This is a genomic window from Vibrio sp. 1F255, assembly GCF_041439145.1.
Taxonomy (GTDB): Bacteria; Pseudomonadota; Gammaproteobacteria; order Enterobacterales; family Vibrionaceae; genus Vibrio; species Vibrio crassostreae_C.
Window position 1 is genome coordinate 1 of the sequence record NZ_JBGONQ010000023.1, and the last position, 18,478, is coordinate 18,478.

The 18,478-nt window shown below is 45.1% G+C and carries 34 protein-coding genes; 29 read left to right on the forward strand and 5 right to left on the reverse strand.

Annotated elements, in window-relative coordinates; all coding sequences use genetic code 11:
* Positions 1 to 508 precede the first annotated feature (508 nt).
* The 28 genes from rpsJ (at position 509) to rplQ (ending at position 14,159) form a co-directional block, all read left to right on the forward strand.
* Positions 509 to 820 carry a 30S ribosomal protein S10 gene (gene rpsJ, locus ACED41_RS13485; RefSeq protein WP_004736761.1) on the forward strand — a complete coding sequence of 104 codons (312 nt, stop codon included), beginning with the start codon at positions 509 to 511 and terminating at the stop codon, positions 818 to 820.
* Between the two features lie 14 nt (positions 821 to 834).
* Positions 835 to 1,464, forward strand: a complete 630-nt coding sequence (gene rplC, locus ACED41_RS13490; RefSeq protein WP_004736763.1) for a 50S ribosomal protein L3 — start codon at positions 835 to 837, stop codon at positions 1,462 to 1,464.
* 16 nt (positions 1,465 to 1,480) lie between these two features.
* A complete protein-coding gene (gene rplD / locus ACED41_RS13495; protein ID WP_004738803.1) occupies positions 1,481 to 2,083 on the forward strand; it encodes a 50S ribosomal protein L4 in 603 nt (200 codons plus the stop codon).
* Entirely contained in the window at positions 2,080 to 2,382 is a 303-nt protein-coding gene (gene rplW / locus ACED41_RS13500) for a 50S ribosomal protein L23 (protein WP_004736765.1), read from the forward strand. The genes rplD and rplW overlap by 4 nt, the downstream gene beginning before the upstream one ends.
* A gap of 14 nt (positions 2,383 to 2,396) precedes the next feature.
* Positions 2,397 to 3,221, forward strand: coding sequence for a 50S ribosomal protein L2 (gene rplB, locus ACED41_RS13505; protein ID WP_010435149.1), 825 nt, complete (start codon positions 2,397 to 2,399; stop codon positions 3,219 to 3,221).
* A 19-nt stretch (positions 3,222 to 3,240) separates the two neighbouring features.
* The gene (rpsS, locus tag ACED41_RS13510) at positions 3,241 to 3,519 is read left to right on the forward strand and encodes a 30S ribosomal protein S19 (protein ID WP_004736729.1); all 279 of its coding nucleotides are present in this window, start codon (positions 3,241 to 3,243) and stop codon (positions 3,517 to 3,519) included.
* 10 nt (positions 3,520 to 3,529) lie between these two features.
* Positions 3,530 to 3,862: a 50S ribosomal protein L22 gene (gene rplV, locus ACED41_RS13515; protein WP_004736732.1), complete on the forward strand. Its 333-nt coding sequence runs from the start codon at positions 3,530 to 3,532 to the stop codon at positions 3,860 to 3,862.
* Between the two features lie 18 nt (positions 3,863 to 3,880).
* Positions 3,881 to 4,579 carry a 30S ribosomal protein S3 gene (rpsC, locus tag ACED41_RS13520; RefSeq protein ID WP_004736734.1) on the forward strand — a complete coding sequence of 233 codons (699 nt, stop codon included), beginning with the start codon at positions 3,881 to 3,883 and terminating at the stop codon, positions 4,577 to 4,579.
* Positions 4,580 to 4,590: 11 nt separating this feature from the next.
* The gene (gene rplP, locus ACED41_RS13525) at positions 4,591 to 5,001 is read left to right on the forward strand and encodes a 50S ribosomal protein L16 (RefSeq protein ID WP_004736736.1); all 411 of its coding nucleotides are present in this window, start codon (positions 4,591 to 4,593) and stop codon (positions 4,999 to 5,001) included.
* Complete coding sequence (gene rpmC / locus ACED41_RS13530; RefSeq protein ID WP_004736737.1) at positions 5,001 to 5,192, forward strand: 50S ribosomal protein L29; 192 nt, start codon at positions 5,001 to 5,003, stop codon at positions 5,190 to 5,192. The genes rplP and rpmC overlap by 1 nt, the downstream gene beginning before the upstream one ends.
* Positions 5,192 to 5,446: a 30S ribosomal protein S17 gene (gene rpsQ / locus ACED41_RS13535; RefSeq protein ID WP_004736739.1), complete on the forward strand. Its 255-nt coding sequence runs from the start codon at positions 5,192 to 5,194 to the stop codon at positions 5,444 to 5,446. Before rpmC ends, rpsQ begins: the two co-directional genes overlap by 1 nt.
* Before the next feature lie 162 nt (positions 5,447 to 5,608).
* On the forward strand, positions 5,609 to 5,980 hold the full coding sequence (gene rplN / locus ACED41_RS13540) for a 50S ribosomal protein L14 (protein WP_004736740.1): 372 nt from the start codon (positions 5,609 to 5,611) through the stop codon (positions 5,978 to 5,980).
* Positions 5,981 to 5,991: 11 nt separating this feature from the next.
* On the forward strand, positions 5,992 to 6,309 hold the full coding sequence (gene rplX, locus ACED41_RS13545) for a 50S ribosomal protein L24 (protein ID WP_004738792.1): 318 nt from the start codon (positions 5,992 to 5,994) through the stop codon (positions 6,307 to 6,309).
* 24 nt (positions 6,310 to 6,333) lie between these two features.
* Positions 6,334 to 6,873 carry a 50S ribosomal protein L5 gene (rplE, locus tag ACED41_RS13550; protein ID WP_004738790.1) on the forward strand — a complete coding sequence of 180 codons (540 nt, stop codon included), beginning with the start codon at positions 6,334 to 6,336 and terminating at the stop codon, positions 6,871 to 6,873.
* Between the two features lie 16 nt (positions 6,874 to 6,889).
* A complete protein-coding gene (gene rpsN, locus ACED41_RS13555) occupies positions 6,890 to 7,195 on the forward strand; it encodes a 30S ribosomal protein S14 (protein WP_004738789.1) in 306 nt (101 codons plus the stop codon).
* Positions 7,196 to 7,224: 29 nt separating this feature from the next.
* Positions 7,225 to 7,617 carry a 30S ribosomal protein S8 gene (rpsH, locus tag ACED41_RS13560; RefSeq protein ID WP_017061309.1) on the forward strand — a complete coding sequence of 131 codons (393 nt, stop codon included), beginning with the start codon at positions 7,225 to 7,227 and terminating at the stop codon, positions 7,615 to 7,617.
* A gap of 10 nt (positions 7,618 to 7,627) precedes the next feature.
* Entirely contained in the window at positions 7,628 to 8,161 is a 534-nt protein-coding gene (gene rplF, locus ACED41_RS13565; protein WP_017063712.1) for a 50S ribosomal protein L6, read from the forward strand.
* 9 nt (positions 8,162 to 8,170) lie between these two features.
* Entirely contained in the window at positions 8,171 to 8,524 is a 354-nt protein-coding gene (gene rplR, locus ACED41_RS13570) for a 50S ribosomal protein L18 (protein WP_004738784.1), read from the forward strand.
* 14 nt (positions 8,525 to 8,538) lie between these two features.
* Positions 8,539 to 9,039: a 30S ribosomal protein S5 gene (gene rpsE / locus ACED41_RS13575; RefSeq protein ID WP_017061307.1), complete on the forward strand. Its 501-nt coding sequence runs from the start codon at positions 8,539 to 8,541 to the stop codon at positions 9,037 to 9,039.
* A gap of 7 nt (positions 9,040 to 9,046) precedes the next feature.
* Entirely contained in the window at positions 9,047 to 9,223 is a 177-nt protein-coding gene (gene rpmD / locus ACED41_RS13580) for a 50S ribosomal protein L30 (RefSeq protein ID WP_004736756.1), read from the forward strand.
* 5 nt (positions 9,224 to 9,228) lie between these two features.
* Positions 9,229 to 9,663: a 50S ribosomal protein L15 gene (gene rplO / locus ACED41_RS13585; RefSeq protein ID WP_004736758.1), complete on the forward strand. Its 435-nt coding sequence runs from the start codon at positions 9,229 to 9,231 to the stop codon at positions 9,661 to 9,663.
* 20 nt (positions 9,664 to 9,683) lie between these two features.
* Positions 9,684 to 11,018, forward strand: a complete 1,335-nt coding sequence (gene secY, locus ACED41_RS13590) for a preprotein translocase subunit SecY (RefSeq protein ID WP_004738781.1) — start codon at positions 9,684 to 9,686, stop codon at positions 11,016 to 11,018.
* A gap of 41 nt (positions 11,019 to 11,059) precedes the next feature.
* Positions 11,060 to 11,173 (forward strand): 50S ribosomal protein L36, encoded by a 114-nt coding sequence (gene rpmJ, locus ACED41_RS13595; protein WP_000868186.1) that lies wholly within the window; start codon positions 11,060 to 11,062, stop codon positions 11,171 to 11,173.
* A 148-nt stretch (positions 11,174 to 11,321) separates the two neighbouring features.
* Positions 11,322 to 11,678 carry a 30S ribosomal protein S13 gene (rpsM, locus tag ACED41_RS13600; RefSeq protein WP_004738779.1) on the forward strand — a complete coding sequence of 119 codons (357 nt, stop codon included), beginning with the start codon at positions 11,322 to 11,324 and terminating at the stop codon, positions 11,676 to 11,678.
* A gap of 19 nt (positions 11,679 to 11,697) precedes the next feature.
* Positions 11,698 to 12,087 carry a 30S ribosomal protein S11 gene (rpsK, locus tag ACED41_RS13605; protein WP_004738778.1) on the forward strand — a complete coding sequence of 130 codons (390 nt, stop codon included), beginning with the start codon at positions 11,698 to 11,700 and terminating at the stop codon, positions 12,085 to 12,087.
* A 31-nt stretch (positions 12,088 to 12,118) separates the two neighbouring features.
* Positions 12,119 to 12,739, forward strand: coding sequence for a 30S ribosomal protein S4 (gene rpsD, locus ACED41_RS13610; protein WP_004738777.1), 621 nt, complete (start codon positions 12,119 to 12,121; stop codon positions 12,737 to 12,739).
* A 22-nt stretch (positions 12,740 to 12,761) separates the two neighbouring features.
* Positions 12,762 to 13,754, forward strand: a complete 993-nt coding sequence (gene rpoA, locus ACED41_RS13615) for a DNA-directed RNA polymerase subunit alpha (protein WP_004729813.1) — start codon at positions 12,762 to 12,764, stop codon at positions 13,752 to 13,754.
* A gap of 24 nt (positions 13,755 to 13,778) precedes the next feature.
* A complete protein-coding gene (gene rplQ, locus ACED41_RS13620) occupies positions 13,779 to 14,159 on the forward strand; it encodes a 50S ribosomal protein L17 (RefSeq protein ID WP_004729812.1) in 381 nt (126 codons plus the stop codon).
* A gap of 265 nt (positions 14,160 to 14,424) precedes the next feature.
* On the opposite strand, the gene ACED41_RS13625 is transcribed toward rplQ, so the two are convergent.
* Positions 14,425 to 14,919, reverse strand: a complete 495-nt coding sequence (locus tag ACED41_RS13625; protein WP_017058875.1) for a DUF2780 domain-containing protein — start codon at positions 14,917 to 14,919, stop codon at positions 14,425 to 14,427.
* A 134-nt stretch (positions 14,920 to 15,053) separates the two neighbouring features.
* Positions 15,054 to 15,674, reverse strand: a complete 621-nt coding sequence (locus ACED41_RS13630; RefSeq protein WP_008220519.1) for an FKBP-type peptidyl-prolyl cis-trans isomerase — start codon at positions 15,672 to 15,674, stop codon at positions 15,054 to 15,056.
* 213 nt (positions 15,675 to 15,887) lie between these two features.
* Here ACED41_RS13630 and ACED41_RS13635 point away from each other — a divergent pair, with 213 nt between their 5' ends.
* Positions 15,888 to 16,472, forward strand: a complete 585-nt coding sequence (locus ACED41_RS13635; RefSeq protein ID WP_017068022.1) for a LysM-like peptidoglycan-binding domain-containing protein — start codon at positions 15,888 to 15,890, stop codon at positions 16,470 to 16,472.
* A gap of 59 nt (positions 16,473 to 16,531) precedes the next feature.
* On the opposite strand, the gene ACED41_RS13640 is transcribed toward ACED41_RS13635, so the two are convergent.
* The 3 genes from ACED41_RS13640 to ACED41_RS13650 are packed head-to-tail and all read right to left on the reverse strand — an operon-like array spanning position 16,532 to position 18,456.
* On the reverse strand, positions 16,532 to 17,380 hold the full coding sequence (locus tag ACED41_RS13640; RefSeq protein ID WP_371725121.1) for a DMT family transporter: 849 nt from the start codon (positions 17,378 to 17,380) through the stop codon (positions 16,532 to 16,534).
* A complete protein-coding gene (locus tag ACED41_RS13645; protein WP_017058878.1) occupies positions 17,380 to 17,832 on the reverse strand; it encodes a GNAT family N-acetyltransferase in 453 nt (150 codons plus the stop codon). The genes ACED41_RS13640 and ACED41_RS13645 overlap by 1 nt, the downstream gene beginning before the upstream one ends.
* Positions 17,833 to 17,889: 57 nt before the next feature.
* Positions 17,890 to 18,456, reverse strand: a complete 567-nt coding sequence (locus ACED41_RS13650) for a Crp/Fnr family transcriptional regulator (protein ID WP_017067547.1) — start codon at positions 18,454 to 18,456, stop codon at positions 17,890 to 17,892.
* Positions 18,457 to 18,478 lie beyond the last annotated feature (22 nt).

Sequence of the window (18,478 nt, forward strand, 5' to 3'; positions counted from 1 at the left end):
TCGCAATCCGCGAAGGTGGCCGTACAGTTGGTGCTGGTGTTGTAGCTAAAATCTTCGCTTAATAGCATTTAGATTTTTGCACTCTCTTCATTAGAAGAGCACGCATCTGAAAAGGGGAGCTTCGGCTTCCCTTTTGTTTTCTCAAAAGAAATATTACCTTCCATCTATCTTCTTCCCTCTCGATACAAAACCAACTTCCAATAAATTGCGATTATTTTTCCAACACTACTTGCATACTAAAGTGTGATCTGTATAATGCATCGCACTGGCTAACGCTGGTTGTGAACCAATGAGCACTGAGGAGTAGGTCTTACCTAGTAATGTATACTCAGCTTATGTTCGCGGTTAATAAAAATAGTAAACTTCTTGTTTACTTCAAAAGTTAACTGACAATGCGTCCTAATTTTGGGTGCTACGGTTTCACATAAATCAATCGGCATTCTCTCGTTTTATCGGGTTTGAGTGGCGATATTGTTTGTGTAATTTTTAATAATTGGAGCTCTGTCTCATGCAGAACCAACGTATTCGTATCCGCCTTAAAGCGTTTGATTACAAGCTAATCGATGCTTCAACTGCGGAAATCGTTGAAACAGCAAAACGTACTGGCGCACAGGTTCGTGGTCCTATTCCACTTCCTACTCGTAAAGAGCGTTTCACTGTTCTTACCTCTCCACACGTCAACAAAGATGCACGTGATCAGTACGAAATCCGTACTCACAAGCGTTTGATCGACATCGTTGAGCCAACAGATAAAACTGTTGATGCTCTAATGCGTCTTGATCTTGCAGCTGGCGTTGATGTTCAAATCAGCCTAGGTTAAGGGAGATAAGAATAATGATTGGTCTAGTCGGACGTAAAGTGGGTATGACCCGCGTATTTACTGAAGAAGGCGTTTCTATCCCAGTAACTGTTGTTGAGGTTGAAGCGAACCGTATTTCTCAAGTTAAAACTCTTGAGACAGACGGCTACGCAGCAATCCAAGTAACTACTGGTGCTAAGAAAGCTAACCGTGTAACTAAACCTGAAGCTGGTCACTTCGCGAAAGCGGGTGTAGAAGCAGGTCGCGGTCTTTGGGAATTCCGTTTAGAAAACGGCGAAGAGTTTGAAGTTGGCGCTGAGCTAAACGTAGAACTTTTCAACGAAATTAAAAAAGTAGACGTTACTGGTACATCTAAAGGTAAAGGCTTCCAAGGCGCTATCAAGCGTTGGAACTTCTCTACTCAAGATATGACTCACGGTAACTCTTTGTCTCACCGCGCACCGGGTTCAATTGGCCAATGTCAAACTCCAGGCCGCGTGTTTAAAGGCAAGAAAATGGCAGGTCACATGGGTGCTGAGCGTGTAACGACTCAAAACCTAGAGATCGTACGTGTTGACGCTGAGCGCAATCTACTCCTTATTAAAGGTGCAGTACCGGGCTCAACAGGCGGAAACGTGATCGTAAAACCTGCTGTTAAAGCATAACGTCTAGGAGTAAGTAATGGAATTGATGGTTAAAGGTGCTGATGCACTAACTGTTTCCGAGACTACTTTCGGACGTGACTTCAACGAAGCTCTTGTACACCAAGTAGTTGTTGCATATGCAGCAGGTGCTCGTCAAGGTACTCGTGCTCAAAAGACTCGTTCTGAAGTATCTGGCGGTGGCGCTAAGCCATGGCGTCAAAAAGGTACTGGCCGCGCACGTGCTGGTACAATTCGTAGCCCAATCTGGCGTACAGGTGGTGTTACTTTTGCTGCGAAACCACAAGATCACAGCCAAAAAGTAAACAAAAAAATGTACCGCGGTGCTATGAAGAGCATTCTTTCTGAGCTAGTTCGTCAAGAGCGTTTAATCGTTGTTGATAACTTCTCTGTAGAAGCACCAAAAACAAAAGAACTTGTAGCTAAGCTTAAAGAGCTTGAGCTAAGCGACGTTCTGATTGTGACTGGCGAAGTAGATGAAAATCTATTCTTAGCTGCTCGTAACCTATACAAAGTAGATGCACGTGATGTTGCTGGTGTTGATCCAGTATCACTAATCGCTTTCGACAAGGTTCTAATGACTGCTGACGCAGTTAAGCAAGTTGAGGAGATGCTAGCATGATCACTGAAGAGCGTATCTTAAAAGTTCTACGTGCTCCGCACATCTCTGAAAAAGCAACTATGGCAGCTGAGAAAGCGAACACTATCGTTTTCAAAGTAGCTAAAGATGCAACTAAGAAAGAGATCAAAGCAGCTGTAGAAAAGCTATTTGAAGTTGAAGTTAAGTCTGTAAATACTCTTGTATTAAAGGGTAAGACCAAACGTCAAGGTATGCGTGAAGGCCGTCGTTCAGACGTTAAGAAAGCCTACGTTACTTTGAAAGAAGGTCAAGATCTTGACTTCGTTGGCGGCGCGGAATAACAGGAGTAGTAAAAATGGCTATTGTTAAATGTAAGCCGACTTCCCCTGGTCGTCGTCACGTCGTTAAAGTTGTTAACGCTGACCTACACAAGGGTAAGCCATACGCACCACTTCTAGAGAAAAACTCTAAGAACGGTGGTCGTAACAACAACGGTCGTATTACAGTACGTCACATCGGTGGTGGTCATAAGCACCATTACCGTGTAATTGACTTCAAACGTACTAAAGATGGCATCCCAGCGAAAGTTGAGCGTCTAGAATACGATCCAAACCGTAGTGCTAACATCGCTCTAGTTCTGTACGCAGACGGTGAGCGTCGTTACATCATTGCACCTAAAGGTGTTAACGCAGGCGACCAGATTCAATCTGGCGTAGATGCTGCAATCAAAGCAGGTAACACTCTGCCGATGCGCAACATCCCAGTAGGTTCTACTGTACACTGTGTTGAACTTAAGCCTGGTAAAGGTGCTCAACTAGCTCGTTCGGCTGGTGCTTATGCTCAAATCATCGCTCGCGATGGTGCATACGTAACTATCCGTCTACGTTCTGGTGAGATGCGCAAAGTTCTTTCTGAAGGTCGTGCAACGATCGGTGAAGTTGGTAACTCTGAGCATATGCTACGTGAACTTGGTAAAGCTGGTGCTTCACGCTGGCGCGGCGTACGTCCAACCGTACGTGGTGTAGTAATGAACCCGGTGGATCACCCACATGGTGGTGGTGAAGGCCGCACATCTGGTGGTCGTCACCCAGTTTCTCCTTGGGGCGTTCCTACTAAGGGCTTCAAGACTCGTAAGAACAAGCGCACTGACAAGTACATCGTACGTCGTCGCACTAAATAATTTATAAAGAGGAATCGCCATGCCACGTTCTCTCAAGAAAGGTCCTTTTATTGACCTACACTTGCTGAAGAAGGTAGAGAAAGCGGTGGAAAGCGGAGACAAAAAGCCTATTAAGACTTGGTCCCGTCGCTCAATGATCATCCCAACAATGATTGGTTTGACCATCGCTGTCCATAATGGTCGTCAGCACGTTCCAGTTTTCGTTACCGAAGAAATGATCGGTCACAAACTGGGCGAATTTGCACCAACTCGTACTTATCGCGGTCATGCTGCAGATAAGAAAGCTAAGAAGAAATAAGGAGTAGATGATGGAAGCTTTAGCTAAACATAACTTTGCTCGTATTTCTCCACAGAAAGCTCGCTTAGTTGCAGACCAAATTCGCGGTAAGTCGGTAGACCAAGCTCTAGAAATTCTAACTTTCAGCAACAAAAAAGCTGCTGTATTAGTTAAGAAGGTTCTTGAGTCAGCTATCGCTAACGCGGAACATAACGAAGGTGCAGATATCGACGATCTAAATGTCGCTAAAATCTTCGTAGATGAGGGCCCTATCATGAAGCGTATTATGCCTCGTGCTAAAGGTCGTGCGGATCGTATCTTGAAGCGTTCAAGCCACATCACTATTGTTGTAGCAGATCGCTAAAGACTAGGAGAGTAAGCAATGGGTCAGAAAGTACATCCTAATGGTATTCGTCTTGGCATCGTTAAGCCTTGGAATGCTACATGGTTTGCTAATACCAACGAATTCGCTGACAACCTAGACGGCGACTTCAAGGTACGTCAGTTCCTTACAAAGGAACTACAAAAAGCATCATTATCTCGTATCGTTATCGAGCGTCCAGCTAAGAGCATCCGTGTGACTATTCACACTGCTCGTCCTGGCGTTGTTATCGGTAAGAAAGGTGAAGACGTAGAGAAGCTACGCGCAGCTGTAGCTAAAATCGCAGGTGTACCAGCGCAAATTAACATCGCTGAAGTACGTAAGCCTGAGCTAGATGGTCAGCTTGTAGCTGATAGCATCGCGTCTCAACTAGAGCGTCGTGTTATGTTCCGTCGTGCAATGAAGCGTGCGGTACAAAATGCTATGCGTCTAGGCGCTAAAGGCATCAAAGTACAAGTAGGCGGCCGTCTTGGCGGTGCTGAAATCGCACGTTCTGAGTGGTACCGTGAAGGCCGTGTGCCTCTACACACTCTACGTGCAGACATTGATTACGCAACTTCTTCGGCTCACACTCAATACGGTGTGATCGGCATTAAAGTTTGGATCTTCAAAGGTGAGATTCTAGGCGGTATGCCAGCTGCTAACGCAGTAGAGCCAAAAGGCGATAAGCCTAAGAAGCAGCGTAAAGGCCGTAAGTAAGGAGTCGAACGATGCTACAACCAAAACGTACTAAGTTCCGCAAGGTTATGACTGGTCGTAACCGTGGTCTAGCTAAAGGTACTGAAGTAAGCTTCGGCGAATTCGGTCTTAAAGCTGTTGGCCGTGGTCGTCTGACTGCACGTCAAATCGAAGCGGCACGTCGTGCTATGACACGTCACATTAAGCGTCAAGGTCAAATCTGGATCCGTGTATTCCCAGACAAGCCGATTACTGAAAAGCCTCTTGAAGTTCGTCAAGGTAAAGGTAAAGGTTCAGTTGCGTACTGGGTTGCTCAAATCCAACCAGGCAAAGTTATGTACGAGATGAATGGCGTACCTGAAGAGTTGGCACGTGAAGCGTTCCGCCTAGCGGCACGTAAACTGCCTGTTAAAACTACTTTTGTAACTAAGCAGGTGATGTGATGAAAGCACAAGATCTACGCGAAAAGAACGTTGAAGAGCTTAACGCTGAGCTATTGAATTTGCTACGTGAACAGTTCAACTTGCGCATGCAAGCTGCAACTGGTCAACTACAGCAAACTCATACTCTAAAAGCTGTACGCCGTGACATCGCACGTGTGAAAACTGTTTTGACTGAAAAGGCAGGCGCATAATGAGCGAAACTAACCGCATCCAGCAAGGCCGTGTAGTAAGTGACAAGATGGACAAGTCTATCGTTGTTGCTATTGAGCGCACTGTAAAACACCCAATTTACGGTAAGTTCATCAAACGCACGACTAAAGTACACGCACACGACGAAGACAACACTTGTGGCCTAGGCGACAAAGTTGAAATCGCTGAGTGTCGTCCTCTGTCTAAGACTAAGTCTTGGACATTGGTTAAAGTTCTAGAAAAAGCGAAGATTTAATCTTTGTAATTCTATAACTTATAAGCGGCTCCAAATAATTTTTTGGAGCCGCTTGTTTTTTGTCTACCCAATTTAAAAAAAGGGTGGTACAATTCGCGTCCCTTTTAAAGAGGCAGCCCGACCCGAGAGGGTCTAGTTTTAATATTTAGCGGAGCACTAACAATGATCCAGATGCAAAGTACACTTGACGCAGCAGATAACTCTGGCGCGCGCAAGGTAATGTGTATTAAGGTTCTGGGTGGCTCTCACCGCCGTTATGCACATATCGGTGACGTCATCAAGGTTACAGTGAAGGAAGCGATTCCTCGCGGTAAAGTAAAGAAAGGTGATGTTCTGAAGGCGGTAGTAGTGCGCACCCGTAAAGGCGTTCGTCGCCCAGACGGTTCTGTCATTCGCTTCGACAGTAATGCTTGTGTATTGTTAAATGACACTACTGAGCAACCAGTCGGCACACGTATCTTTGGTCCTGTGACTCGTGAACTTCGTAACGCGAAATTCATGAAGATTGTATCACTAGCACCTGAAGTTCTGTAAGGAGCGGCAATATGGCAGCTAAAATCCGTCGTAATGACGAAGTAATCATTCTTGCTGGTAAAGATAAAGGCAAGAAAGGTAAAGTAACTAAGGTTCTGACAACTGGTAAAGTTATCGTTGAAGGCATCAACCTTGTTAAGAAACACCAAAAGCCGGTTCCGGCTCTAGGTCAACAAGGTGGCATCGTTGAACAAGAAGCAGCTATTGATGCTTCTAACGTTGCTGTTTTTAACGCGGCTACTGGTAAAGCAGACCGTATCGGTTTCCGTATCGAAGATGGCAAGAAAGTTCGTTTCTTCAAATCTAACGGCGAAACTGTTTCTAACTAATTAGAAGTAATTTGGAGTTCTACTATGGCGAAACTGCATGATTACTACAAGTCGTCTGTAGTCGCTGAGCTTACCAAAGAGTTCAGCTACACAAGCGTCATGCAAGTCCCTAGGATTGAGAAAATCACCCTAAATATGGGCGTTGGTGAAGCAATCAACGATAAGAAACTGCTAGAAAACGCAGCAGCTGATATGGCAACGATCTCTGGTCAAAAGCCACTTATCACTAAAGCGCGTAAATCTGTAGCTGGTTTCAAAATTCGTGAAGGCTACCCAATTGGTTGTAAAGTAACCTTGCGTGGTGAGCGCATGTGGGAATTTTTAGAGCGTTTAATCTCTATCGCACTTCCACGTGTACGTGATTTCCGTGGTGTTAGCGCTAAGTCTTTTGACGGTCGCGGTAACTACAGCATGGGCGTTCGCGAGCAAATCATCTTTCCGGAAATCGACTACGATAAAGTCGATCGTGTCCGCGGTCTTGATATCACTATCACGACTTCTGCGGGTTCCGATGAGGAAGGCCGAGCTCTGCTGGCTGCCTTTAACTTCCCATTCCGTAAGTAAGGGTAGGGTTACTGTTATGGCTAAACAATCAATGAAAGCACGTGAAGCTAAACGTGCAAAACTAGTAGCTAAGTTCGCTGAAAAGCGTTCTGCGCTAAAAGTTATCATTAGCGATGTAAACGCATCTGAAGAAGATCGTTGGAATGCGGTTCTTAAACTGCAATCTCTTCCACGTGATTCAAGTGCATCACGTCAGCGCAACCGTTGCAACCAAACTGGTCGTCCACACGGTTACCTACGTAAATTCGGTCTAAGCCGCATTAAGGTTCGTGAAGCTTGCATGAAAGGCGAGATTCCGGGTCTTCGTAAGGCTAGCTGGTAATTGCCACTTAATCATTTGGAGTAAATCTTATGAGCATGCAAGATCCGATTTCGGATATGCTGACCCGAGTTCGTAACGGTCAGGCAGCAAACAAAGTTGCTGTAAAAATGCCTTCTTCAAAGCTTAAAGTTGCAATTGCTGCATTACTTAAAGCTGAAGGTTACATCGTAGACTTCGCTGTTAACAGCGAAGCAAAACCTGAGCTAGAAGTTACTCTTAAGTACTTCCAAGCTAAACCTGTAATCGAGCAAATCAAGCGTGTATCACGTCCTGGTCTAAGAGTTTATAAAAATAAAGACTCTTTACCTACAGTGATGGGTGGTCTTGGTATTGCAGTTGTTTCTACTTCCAAGGGTCTGATGTCTGACCGTGCTGCTCGTAAAGCAGGTCTTGGCGGTGAAATCATCTGTTACGTAGCTTAAGGAGTAGATTATGTCTCGTGTTGCTAAAGCACCTGTCGCTATTCCAGCTGGCGTAGAGGTGAAACTAAACGGCCAAGAAGTTACTGTAAAAGGTAGCAAAGGTGAGCTTACTCGCGTTCTTAACAGCGCCGTAGTTATTGCACAGGAAGAAACCAACCTAACTTTCGGTCCGAAAGAAGGTGTTACTAACGCATGGGCACAAGCTGGTACAGCTCGCGCTCTAGTTAATAACATGGTTGTGGGTGTTACTGAGGGCTTCACTAAGAAGCTAACTCTTAAGGGTGTTGGTTACCGTGCTGCTATGAAAGGCAACTCTGTAGCTCTAACTCTTGGTTTTTCTCACCCAGTAGAGCACGCTCTACCTGAAGGTATTAAAGCTGAGTGCCCTAGCCAAACTGAGATCATCATTACTGGTTGCGATAAGCAAGTAGTAGGTCAAGTTGCGGCTGACATTCGTTCTTACCGTGCTCCTGAGCCTTACAAAGGCAAAGGTGTTCGTTACGCAGATGAAAATGTGCGTACTAAAGAAGCTAAGAAGAAGTAAGGTATCACTATGGATAAGAAAGCATCTCGCATCCGTCGTGCTACACGTGCACGTCGTAAGATTGCAGAACTTGGTGCAACTCGCCTGGTAGTACACCGTACTCCTCGCCATGTTTACGCACAAGTTATCGCGGCAAACGGCTCTGAGGTTATCGCAGCTGCTTCTACTGTAGAAAAAGCGATCCGTGAGCAAGTTAAGAACACTGGTAACGTTGATGCAGCTAAAGCAGTTGGTAAAGCTGTTGCTGAGCGCGCTCTTGAAAAAGGCGTAGCTTCAGTTGCATTTGATCGTTCTGGTTTCCAATACCACGGTCGAGTAGCGGCGCTAGCAGAATCTGCTCGCGAAGCTGGTCTGAAATTCTAAGGTAGGGTTGGAAGATGGCTAAAGAACAACAACAAGCTAATGATTTGCAAGAAAAGCTGATCGCAGTTAACCGTGTATCTAAGACGGTTAAAGGTGGTCGAATCATGAGCTTTACTGCACTAACAGTAGTTGGTGACGGTAACGGTCGCGTAGGTTTCGGTTACGGCAAAGCTCGTGAAGTACCTGCTGCGATTCAAAAAGCAATGGAAAAAGCGCGCCGTAACATGGTTACAGTATCGCTTAACGAAGGCACTCTTCACCACCCGGTGAAAGGTCGTCATTCGGGCTCTAAAGTTTACATGCAGCCAGCTGCAGAAGGTACAGGTGTTATTGCCGGCGGTGCAATGCGTGCTGTACTTGAAGTTGCGGGCGTACATAACGTACTTTCTAAAGCATACGGTTCAACGAACCCGATCAACATCGTTCGTGCAACGATTGGTGCTCTAGTAGACGTTAAGTCACCAGAAATGGTTGCTGCTAAACGTGGTCTAACTGTTGAATCTATTTCGGAGTAAGCACACGATGGCAACTATTAAAGTAACTCAAACTAAAAGCTCAATTGGTCGCCTACCTAAGCACAAAGCGTGTCTTAAAGGTCTAGGTCTTCGTCGCATCAACCATACAGTAGAACTTGAAGATACACCGTGCGTACGCGGTATGATCAACAAGGTTTACTACATGGTTAAGATTGAGGAGTAATCAGAATGCGTTTGAATACTCTATCACCGGCTGCTGGCTCTAAACCTTCTAAGAAGCGTGTAGGTCGTGGTATCGGTTCTGGCCTTGGTAAAACAGGTGGCCGCGGTCACAAAGGTCAAAAGTCACGTTCTGGCGGCTCTGTTCGTCCAGGTTTTGAAGGCGGTCAAATGCCTCTAAAACAACGTCTACCTAAATTCGGTTTCACTTCTCGTAAGAGCCTAGTGTCTGCTGAAGTTCGTCTAGCTGAGCTAGCGAAAGTAACAGGTGACGTAGTTGATCTTAACAGCCTTAAAGCTGCTAACGTTATCACTAAGAACATCGAGTTTGTTAAGATCGTTCTTTCTGGTGACCTAAGCAAAGCTGTGACTGTTAAAGGTCTACGCGTGACTAAAGGCGCTAAAGCTGCAATCGAAGCTGCAGGCGGTAAAATCGAGGAATAATCTCGAGGAACGAGGTACAGATGGCTAAGAAACCAGGACAAGATTTTCGTAGTGCTCAGAGCGGCTTAAGTGAACTAAAGTCGCGCTTATTATTCGTAATTGGTGCACTTTTAGTATTCCGAGCCGGCTCTTTTGTGCCGATCCCTGGTATTGACGCAGCTGTACTTGCCGATTTGTTCGATCAGCAAAAAGGTACCATCGTAGAAATGTTTAACATGTTCTCCGGTGGTGCTCTTGAGCGTGCATCTATATTAGCATTGGGTATCATGCCGTACATTTCGGCATCGATCGTAGTCCAATTGCTAACTGTAGTTCATCCAGCGTTAGCGGAACTCAAGAAAGAGGGTGAAGCAGGCCGTCGTAAGATAAGCCAATATACACGCTACGGCACGCTTGTACTTGCAACATTCCAAGCTATTGGTATCGCAACAGGCTTACCAAACATGGTCGACAATCTGGTTGTTATCAACCAAACCATGTTTACGCTTATTGCTACCGTGAGTTTAGTAACTGGTACCATGTTCTTAATGTGGTTAGGTGAACAAATCACTGAGCGAGGAATCGGTAATGGTATTTCCATTCTGATTTTTGCAGGTATTGTTGCTGGATTGCCTTCTGCAATCGGTCAAACAATCGAGCAAGCGCGTCAAGGTGAATTGCATGTGCTTCTTCTGCTGTTGATTGCTGTATTGTCTTTTGCTGTTATTTACTTCGTAGTTTTCATGGAACGTGGTCAACGTCGTATCGTCGTTAACTATGCGAAACGTCAACAAGGTCGTAAAGTTTTTGCAGCACAAAGCTCTCACTTGCCTCTTAAGATTAATATGGCAGGTGTTATTCCAGCGATTTTCGCATCAAGTATTATTTTGTTCCCAGGAACATTAGCGCAGTGGTTTGGTCAAAATGGTGAAAGCAGCGCGTTCGGTTGGTTAACTGACGTGTCATTAGCTCTTAGCCCAGGTCAACCTTTGTATGTAATGCTTTATGCAGCAGCTATAATCTTCTTCTGTTTCTTCTATACAGCGTTGGTGTTTAACCCACGTGAAACAGCTGATAACTTGAAGAAGTCTGGTGCATTCGTACCCGGTATCCGCCCAGGTGAGCAGACAGCGAAATATATCGATAAAGTGATGACTAGACTAACCCTTGCGGGCGCTCTATACATTACTTTTATATGTCTGATTCCTGAGTTCATGATGGTCGCGTGGAACGTTCGTTTCTACTTTGGCGGCACATCACTACTAATCGTAGTGGTAGTTATCATGGATTTCATGGCACAGGTACAGACTCATCTGATGTCACAACAGTATGATTCTGTGTTAAAGAAAGCGAATCTGAAGGGTTACGGCCGTTAATTCGGTGGTAACAATTTCGATTCCATTTACGGAGTTTAGCAATGAAAGTTCGTGCTTCCGTTAAAAAAATCTGCCGTAACTGTAAAGTTATCAAGCGTAACGGTGTCGTTCGCGTGATTTGCAGTGAGCCAAAGCATAAACAACGCCAAGGCTAATTAGCAGAAATTTTTACTTGAAATACAAGGTAGAGTCGAGTATATTTCTCGGCCTACCTTTTGCGTGCAAAAGAAGTAGTATGCCGCAGCGTATCCATAACGGGCTTTGCTGCGGATAATTCTTTTATGAACCCCTTAGGAGTGAATAATGGCCCGTATAGCCGGCATTAACATTCCTGATCATAAGCATTCTGTAATTGCACTTACTGCAATCTACGGTATCGGTAAAACTCGCTCTCAAGCTATTCTAGCTGAAGTGGGTATTGCTGAAGATGCTAAGATCAGTGAACTAACTGAAGAGCAGATCGATCAACTGCGTGATGGTGTAGCTAAGTACACTGTAGAAGGTGATCTACGTCGTGAAGTATCGATGAACATCAAGCGTCTTATGGACCTTGGCTGTTACCGCGGTCTTCGTCATCGTCGCAGTCTACCACTACGTGGACAGCGTACTAAAACCAACGCTCGCACCCGTAAGGGTCCGCGCAAGCCGATCAAGAAATAGTCGGATAAGGTAGAGTACAATGGCAAAACAACCAACTCGCGCGCGTAAGCGCGTACGCAAGCAAGTAGCTGATGGCGTAGCGCACATTCATGCTTCTTTCAACAACACAATCGTAACTATCACTGACCGTCAAGGCAACGCTCTTGCATGGGCTACAGCAGGTGGTTCAGGTTTCCGTGGTTCTCGTAAATCTACTCCGTTCGCAGCACAAGTTGCAGCTGAGCGTTGTGGTGAAATGGCTAAAGAATATGGCCTAAAGAACTTGGAAGTTATGGTTAAGGGTCCAGGTCCAGGTCGCGAATCTACTGTTCGTGCACTGAACGCTGCTGGTTTCCGTATCACTAACATTGTTGATGCGACACCAATCCCTCATAACGGTTGTCGTCCACCTAAGAAACGTCGCGTTTAAGTTTCGTTTCTAGGAATATTGGAGAAAGATCATGGCAAGATATTTGGGTCCTAAGCTTAAGCTTAGCCGTCGCGAAGGTACTGACTTATTCCTTAAGTCTGGTGTCCGTGCGATCGATACCAAGTGTAAAATTGATAACGCACCAGGTGTACACGGCGCTCGTCGCGGTCGTCTATCTGAGTATGGCGTTCAGCTTCGTGAGAAGCAAAAAGTTCGTCGTATCTACGGCGTTCTAGAAAAACAATTCCGCAACTACTACAAAGAAGCTGCACGTCTTAAAGGCAACACAGGTGCAAACCTGCTTCAGCTTCTTGAAGGTCGTCTTGATAACGTAGTTTACCGTATGGGCTTTGGCGCCACTCGTGCTGAATCTCGTCAACTAGTTAGCCACAAGTCTATTCTAGTTAACGGTAAAGTTGTAAACGTTCCTTCTTTCAAAGTAGCGGCAAACGACGTTGTTTCTATCCGCGAGAAAGCTAAACAGCAATCTCGTATTAAAGCGGCTCTAGAAGTTGCTGAACAACGTGAAAAGCCAACTTGGATTGAAGTAGATGCTGGCAAAATGGAAGGTACATTCAAGCGTATGCCTGAGCGTTCTGACCTATCAGCTGACATCAATGAACACTTGATCGTCGAACTTTACTCTAAGTAAGGTTAAAAAAAGAGAGGACACAATGCAGGGTTCTGTAACAGAATTTCTTAAGCCGCGTCTTGTTGACATTGAACAGATCAATACGACACACGCGAAAGTAACTCTTGAGCCATTAGAGCGCGGTTTCGGCCACACTCTAGGTAATGCTCTTCGCCGCATTCTTCTATCTTCTATGCCGGGTTGTGCCGTAACAGAAGTTGAAATTGAAGGTGTGCTACACGAATACAGCACTAAAGAAGGCGTTCAGGAAGATATCCTGGAAATCCTTCTAAACCTTAAAGGTTTGGCTGTACGCGTTGCTGAAGGCAAAGATGAAGTGTTTATTACACTGAACAAATCAGGCTCAGGCCCTGTTGTTGCAGGTGACATCACCCACGATGGTGATGTAGAGATCGCTAACCCTGAGCACGTAATTTGTCACCTAACGGATGACAACGCTGAGATCGCTATGCGTATCAAAGTAGAACGTGGTCGTGGTTACGTTCCAGCTTCAGCTCGTATCCATACTGAAGAAGATGAGCGTCCTATCGGTCGTCTACTAGTTGACGCTACTTACAGCCCGGTTGATAAAATCGCTTACGCTGTAGAAGCGGCACGTGTAGAACAACGTACTGATTTAGACAAGCTTGTTATCGATATGGAAACGAACGGTACTCTAGAACCTGAGGAAGCAATCCGTCGTGCAGCTACTATTTTAGCTGAACAATTGGATGCGTTCGTAGATCTTCGTGATGTACGTGTACCTGAGGAGAAGGAAGAGAAGCCAGAATTCGATCCTATCCTACTACGTCCTGTAGACGATCTTGAACTAACAGTTCGCTCTGCTAACTGTTTGAAAGCAGAAGCGATTCACTACATCGGTGATCTTGTACAGCGCACTGAGGTTGAGCTACTTAAAACGCCAAACCTTGGTAAGAAATCTCTTACAGAGATTAAAGATGTGCTTGCTTCACGTGGTCTTTCTCTAGGCATGCGTCTAGAAAACTGGCCACCAGCGTCAATCGCTGAAGATTAATCGAAAAGTTAGAAGGATTAGGTCATGCGCCATCGTAAAAGTGGTCGTCAACTCAACCGCAACAGCAGTCATCGCAAAGCGATGTTCAGCAACATGGCTAGCTCTCTTGTTCGTCACGAAGTTATTAAAACTACCGTGCCTAAAGCAAAAGAACTACGTCGCGTAATTGAGCCATTGATTACCCTAGCTAAGACAGACAGTGTTGCTAACCGTCGTCTTGCATTTGCTCGCACTCGTGATAACGAAGTTGTGGCAAAACTATTTAATGAACTAGGCCCGCGTTTCGCGGCTCGCCAAGGTGGTTACACTCGCATTCTTAAATGTGGTTTCCGTACTGGTGATAAAGCTCCAATGGCTTACATTGAGCTTGTAGACCGCCCAGCTGCTGAAGAAGCTGCTGAGTAATCTATACTAGATTCTTAATACAAAAGCCGAGCATTAGCTCGGCTTTTTTGTGTCTGTAGAACAAGGAAAAGATAATAGAAATTGCACCATGATGTTTGGCACTTTTTGCTTGTCTTATCTGCTCCAATTTTCAAAAATGTCTCGTATCTCGTATCTCGTATCTCGTATCTCGTATCTCGTATCTCAAATATCTTTTCTTCCACGCACAAAAAAGAGCACCGAAGTGCCCTTATTAGATTTTAAGCTAGCTATTAATAACTAACGATTATTGCCATATAGCTGAAAGTGAATCCATCAGGCCGCTCGTTGCACCTTGTGACTGCAGTGCTTGAAGAATGATGGGTGCAAATGTTGTAACCATTGATGGATCCATACCTAATCCAGAAAACGCACTTTCAACGGCACCTTGTGAGCTTAGTAGCGATGATAGACCAGTAGACTCAAGGCTCGACATACCCGGAATAAGTGTCGCGAGTTCTTTGTTGTCGGCTGTGCCAAGAGAGTTTTGTGCAAGGGCTAACATTGAACCAATACCGCCAACTGCTTGGTCGCTGGTAACAGAAGCTTGGTCAGCTACCGTATCCACAAGCGGTGTTGTTTCGTTCTGCTGAGACCACATATTCACTGCAGCCATCAGTGCAGTTTGGGATAGTTGGGAATAGTTGGTATCTGATGATGAACTGGTTTGTTCAGAGTCGCTAGTGCTAGCGCAAGAGACAACAGCTAGGCTGCTTAAAACTGTGATGAGTACTTTCTTCATTATTCGTCCTTAAGTAATAAAGTAATTTACTCTTTCACTATAAACGAAAAACGGCGATGTAGTCACATCGCCGTTGGATTATTTCAATTTTATTTACCTATAGTATTTTGTTTTACTAAAGGTTTTTATAAAAATTAAAGAATTGCTAGAAGTTCTACTTCAAATACTAGAGCAGCAAATGGTGGGATTGCAGCACCTGCGCCACGCTCACCGTATGCTAGATCTTGAGGGATGTATAGCTTCCACTTAGAGCCAACAGGCATCATTTGTAGAGCTTGTACCCAACCTTGAATTACGCCAGTTACTGGGAATTCAGCAGGTTGACCGCGAGATACAGAGCTGTCGAAAACAGTACCGTCAGTTAGTTCGCCGTGGTAGTGAACACGTACTTGCTTGTCTGCAGTTGGGATTTCGCCAGTACCTTCAGTTAGTACTTCGTACTGAAGACCAGACTCAAGAACCGTTACTTCTGAACGAAGAGCGTTGTCAGCTAGGAAAGCTTCGCCGTCAGCAGCAGCAGCTTTAGCTAGTTCTTGACGTGCAGCTTCACCACGAGTGTGTAGCTCTTGTAGTGCGTTGTTGATTTCGTCAACTTCGATAGCTGGCATGTCGCCAACTAGAGCTGTTGCGATACCAGCAGCGATTGCGTCAACGTTTAGGCCTTCAAGACCAGAACCAGCAAGTTGTTGGCCCATTTGTAGACCGATACCGTAGCTAGCTTTTTGCTCTACAGTTTCAAATTTTACTTCAGACATGAAAAGTCACTCTTTTTGTCAGTACGAAAAGGGTAAGAATACCAGTATTAGCAGCGTGAAGAAACGGCTAGTCCCTGATCACTTGCGCTTTACCGTGCCCAAATCACAGCCATGTCAATTTTCTCGCTTTGGGCCTTGTTGTGACGGAAAGATCTATACTGTTGGTACTTTGGTTTTTATACTGTAGTTATTCAATGTATAGGACGCAGTGGTATGAATCGTCGTCAAAAGAAAAAACAGAAAGTTGACCACTTAGCAGAATTCAAGGATCGACTGAATCAGGTCAAAGAGAAATTGAGTTCGATCGATGTGAAGAAAATGAAAACCTCGACAGCGCAAACTTGGGGTTCATTGCCGAAGTTACACCAAAGACTGTTGATGGTGATTTCTCCGATCGTGCTGATATTACTTTTTGTGCCGCTACCAGAACCTAAAGTAGACACAGCTCCAACAACATCGCGCGTTGAGCTTGAAATAAACACCGTCGGCTTAAGCGAACAGCAAAATGCCAAGAACAGCTCATTAGAACCGAGTAACAAAAATTGGCAGGAGTACCTTGTTAAGCAAGGGGATACGTTAGCGCAGGTTTTTCGAAACAACGATTTGCCATTGTCTGACTTGAATGCGTTAGTGCGAATTGAAGGTGCAGATAAGCCGCTCAGTCAGATTCGTAAAGGCCAGCTGGTTCGTTTCAAACTTGCTGAAACTGGGCAGTTGGACATTCTTCAGCTAGAGAAAGGCGACACTTCGGTGATGTTCTTCCGCTTATCCGATGGTGGCTTTGGTCGCAGTAAGTAGATGAATAGTGAGCCTGAGTTAAAGCGCTTCACCAGACACAGATAAACGATAGAAAAGAGCTAAGCATTAGCTCTTTTTTTTGGTCGCTTGAAAGGGGCGAGTGGCAAGATGATAAGCATGATTCCGATAAAGGTTAATGTATCCGGAATCTCATCGAACCATATTGCACCTATTAGCGCGACAAACACCAATCCTGAATACTCAGCCAAGGCAATTTGGCTAGAGTGTGCTTTTTGATAGGCAGCAACCGCAAGGCCGTTGTAACTTAAGATTAGCGTCGCACTCAGGGCTATGTATCCCAAATGCTCCACAGACACTGGCTGCCAGTATAAGAAGCACAGTACTAATGAGGCTGGAATAGAGAATAAGGTTGTCCACCACAGCGTAGTGACCACCGTTTGCTCACTAGGAAGCTTTCTTACGAGTACATTAAATAGTGCTAGGGTGAGTGCTGTCCCCAAAGCAAACAGTGCCGCCCAATGAAATTGTGATGGCCTCAAGACAATCAATGCACCAATAAAACCTATGGTTGTGCCGATAACCTTGCCGAGTGCCGGTTGCTCTTTCAATAGCAACATTGAGAGCGGCAACATCAGTAAAGGCGCGACATAAAATACTGCGTTGGCGGTTGCCAGAGACAAGTGAGTGATCGCGACCACCATGCACCCACTGCCGATCAGAATTAACTGACCTCGAATGAAGGTTACCTTAGCCTGCTGTAAGCGCCGTTGTTCTTTTTCCTGCTGTAGCCACAAAGGGGTGATGATGACCAGAGATATCAACTGTCGGAAAAAAATATACTGTAAGGGCGGTACTTCGCCATTTAACAGCTTTACCGCTACGTCGGAAAGCGAGGCAAACAAGTTACCTGCAACCAACAATAGAATACCGGCAGTGATATTCGTCATTATTTTTCTAATCTCATGTCTATATGAGGAATGTCATCTTCGAGGTACATATCCGAGATGGTGTTGAAGCCGTGGCTCGCATAGAAGTTTTCTAGGTGTTGCTGCGCGCCAATATCAATGGCCGTATTTGGCCAAAGAGCCTCGCAGCGTGTTAATGCTTCTTTGATTAATTGATGCCCCAAGCCACCACCTCTTGCCGATTGCTTGGTTGCGACTCGACCGATGCTGGTGTTGTCGTAAGAGGTACCTGGTGGTAATAAACGTGCACACGCTACCAACTCTTCATCAGCATAGCCAAGCAGGTGCTCAACACCCGCGAGTGTATCTTTACCGTCCAGCTCTGGATAAGGACAAGTCTGCTCGACCACAAATACATCGACTCTTAATTTAAGTAGTTGATAAAGCTGTTGTGTTGAGAGTTCAGAAAAAGGAATTGAGTGCCAAGTGATCATGTTTACATCCAGAGATTATCGATGCTCTGAATGTACTATGCGCGATGATTGTTGGCATTAACTATTGTTAATTCGACCTTTAATTCTGCTCAGGCTGATTGCGGTTATTCCTAGGTAGGCTGCAATTTGATTGTCGTTCAAGCGCTGCTCAAGGTCGGGATAGTGCTCGCAGAACAGCTGATAGCGTTGCTCTGGTGTATAGAGCAGCATGAAGCGTTCTTTGTTTTCCTTATGCATCAGTTGTGTTTCTAACAGCTTTAAATACAAAGGATTATTTGATGCACGCCACTCGATAACCGCATTCATTGGCAGCTCTAACATGGTGATGGGTGTCAGCGTTTCTAATAGGTAAGGAGAGGCTTGGTTCTTTATCAGACTCTCAAAGCCGATGATCCAATCTTGTTCCCAATAGAACTCTTTGCTGTATTGCTTACCATCATCAGTGAGGTAGCAGGCATGGCACAAGCCTTCAAGTACAAAGTAGATTGAACTCGCCATCTCACCTTGATTGATCAAGATGTGTCTGGTTGGCAGCTCAAGTGGCTTGGCGACAGCGAGTAGAGATTCAATCTGGCTTTCAGAGAAGTCGAAGCTTTGCAGTTGTTCGATAAAAGAGGTGTGCATGAAAATAACCTATCCCAAATAA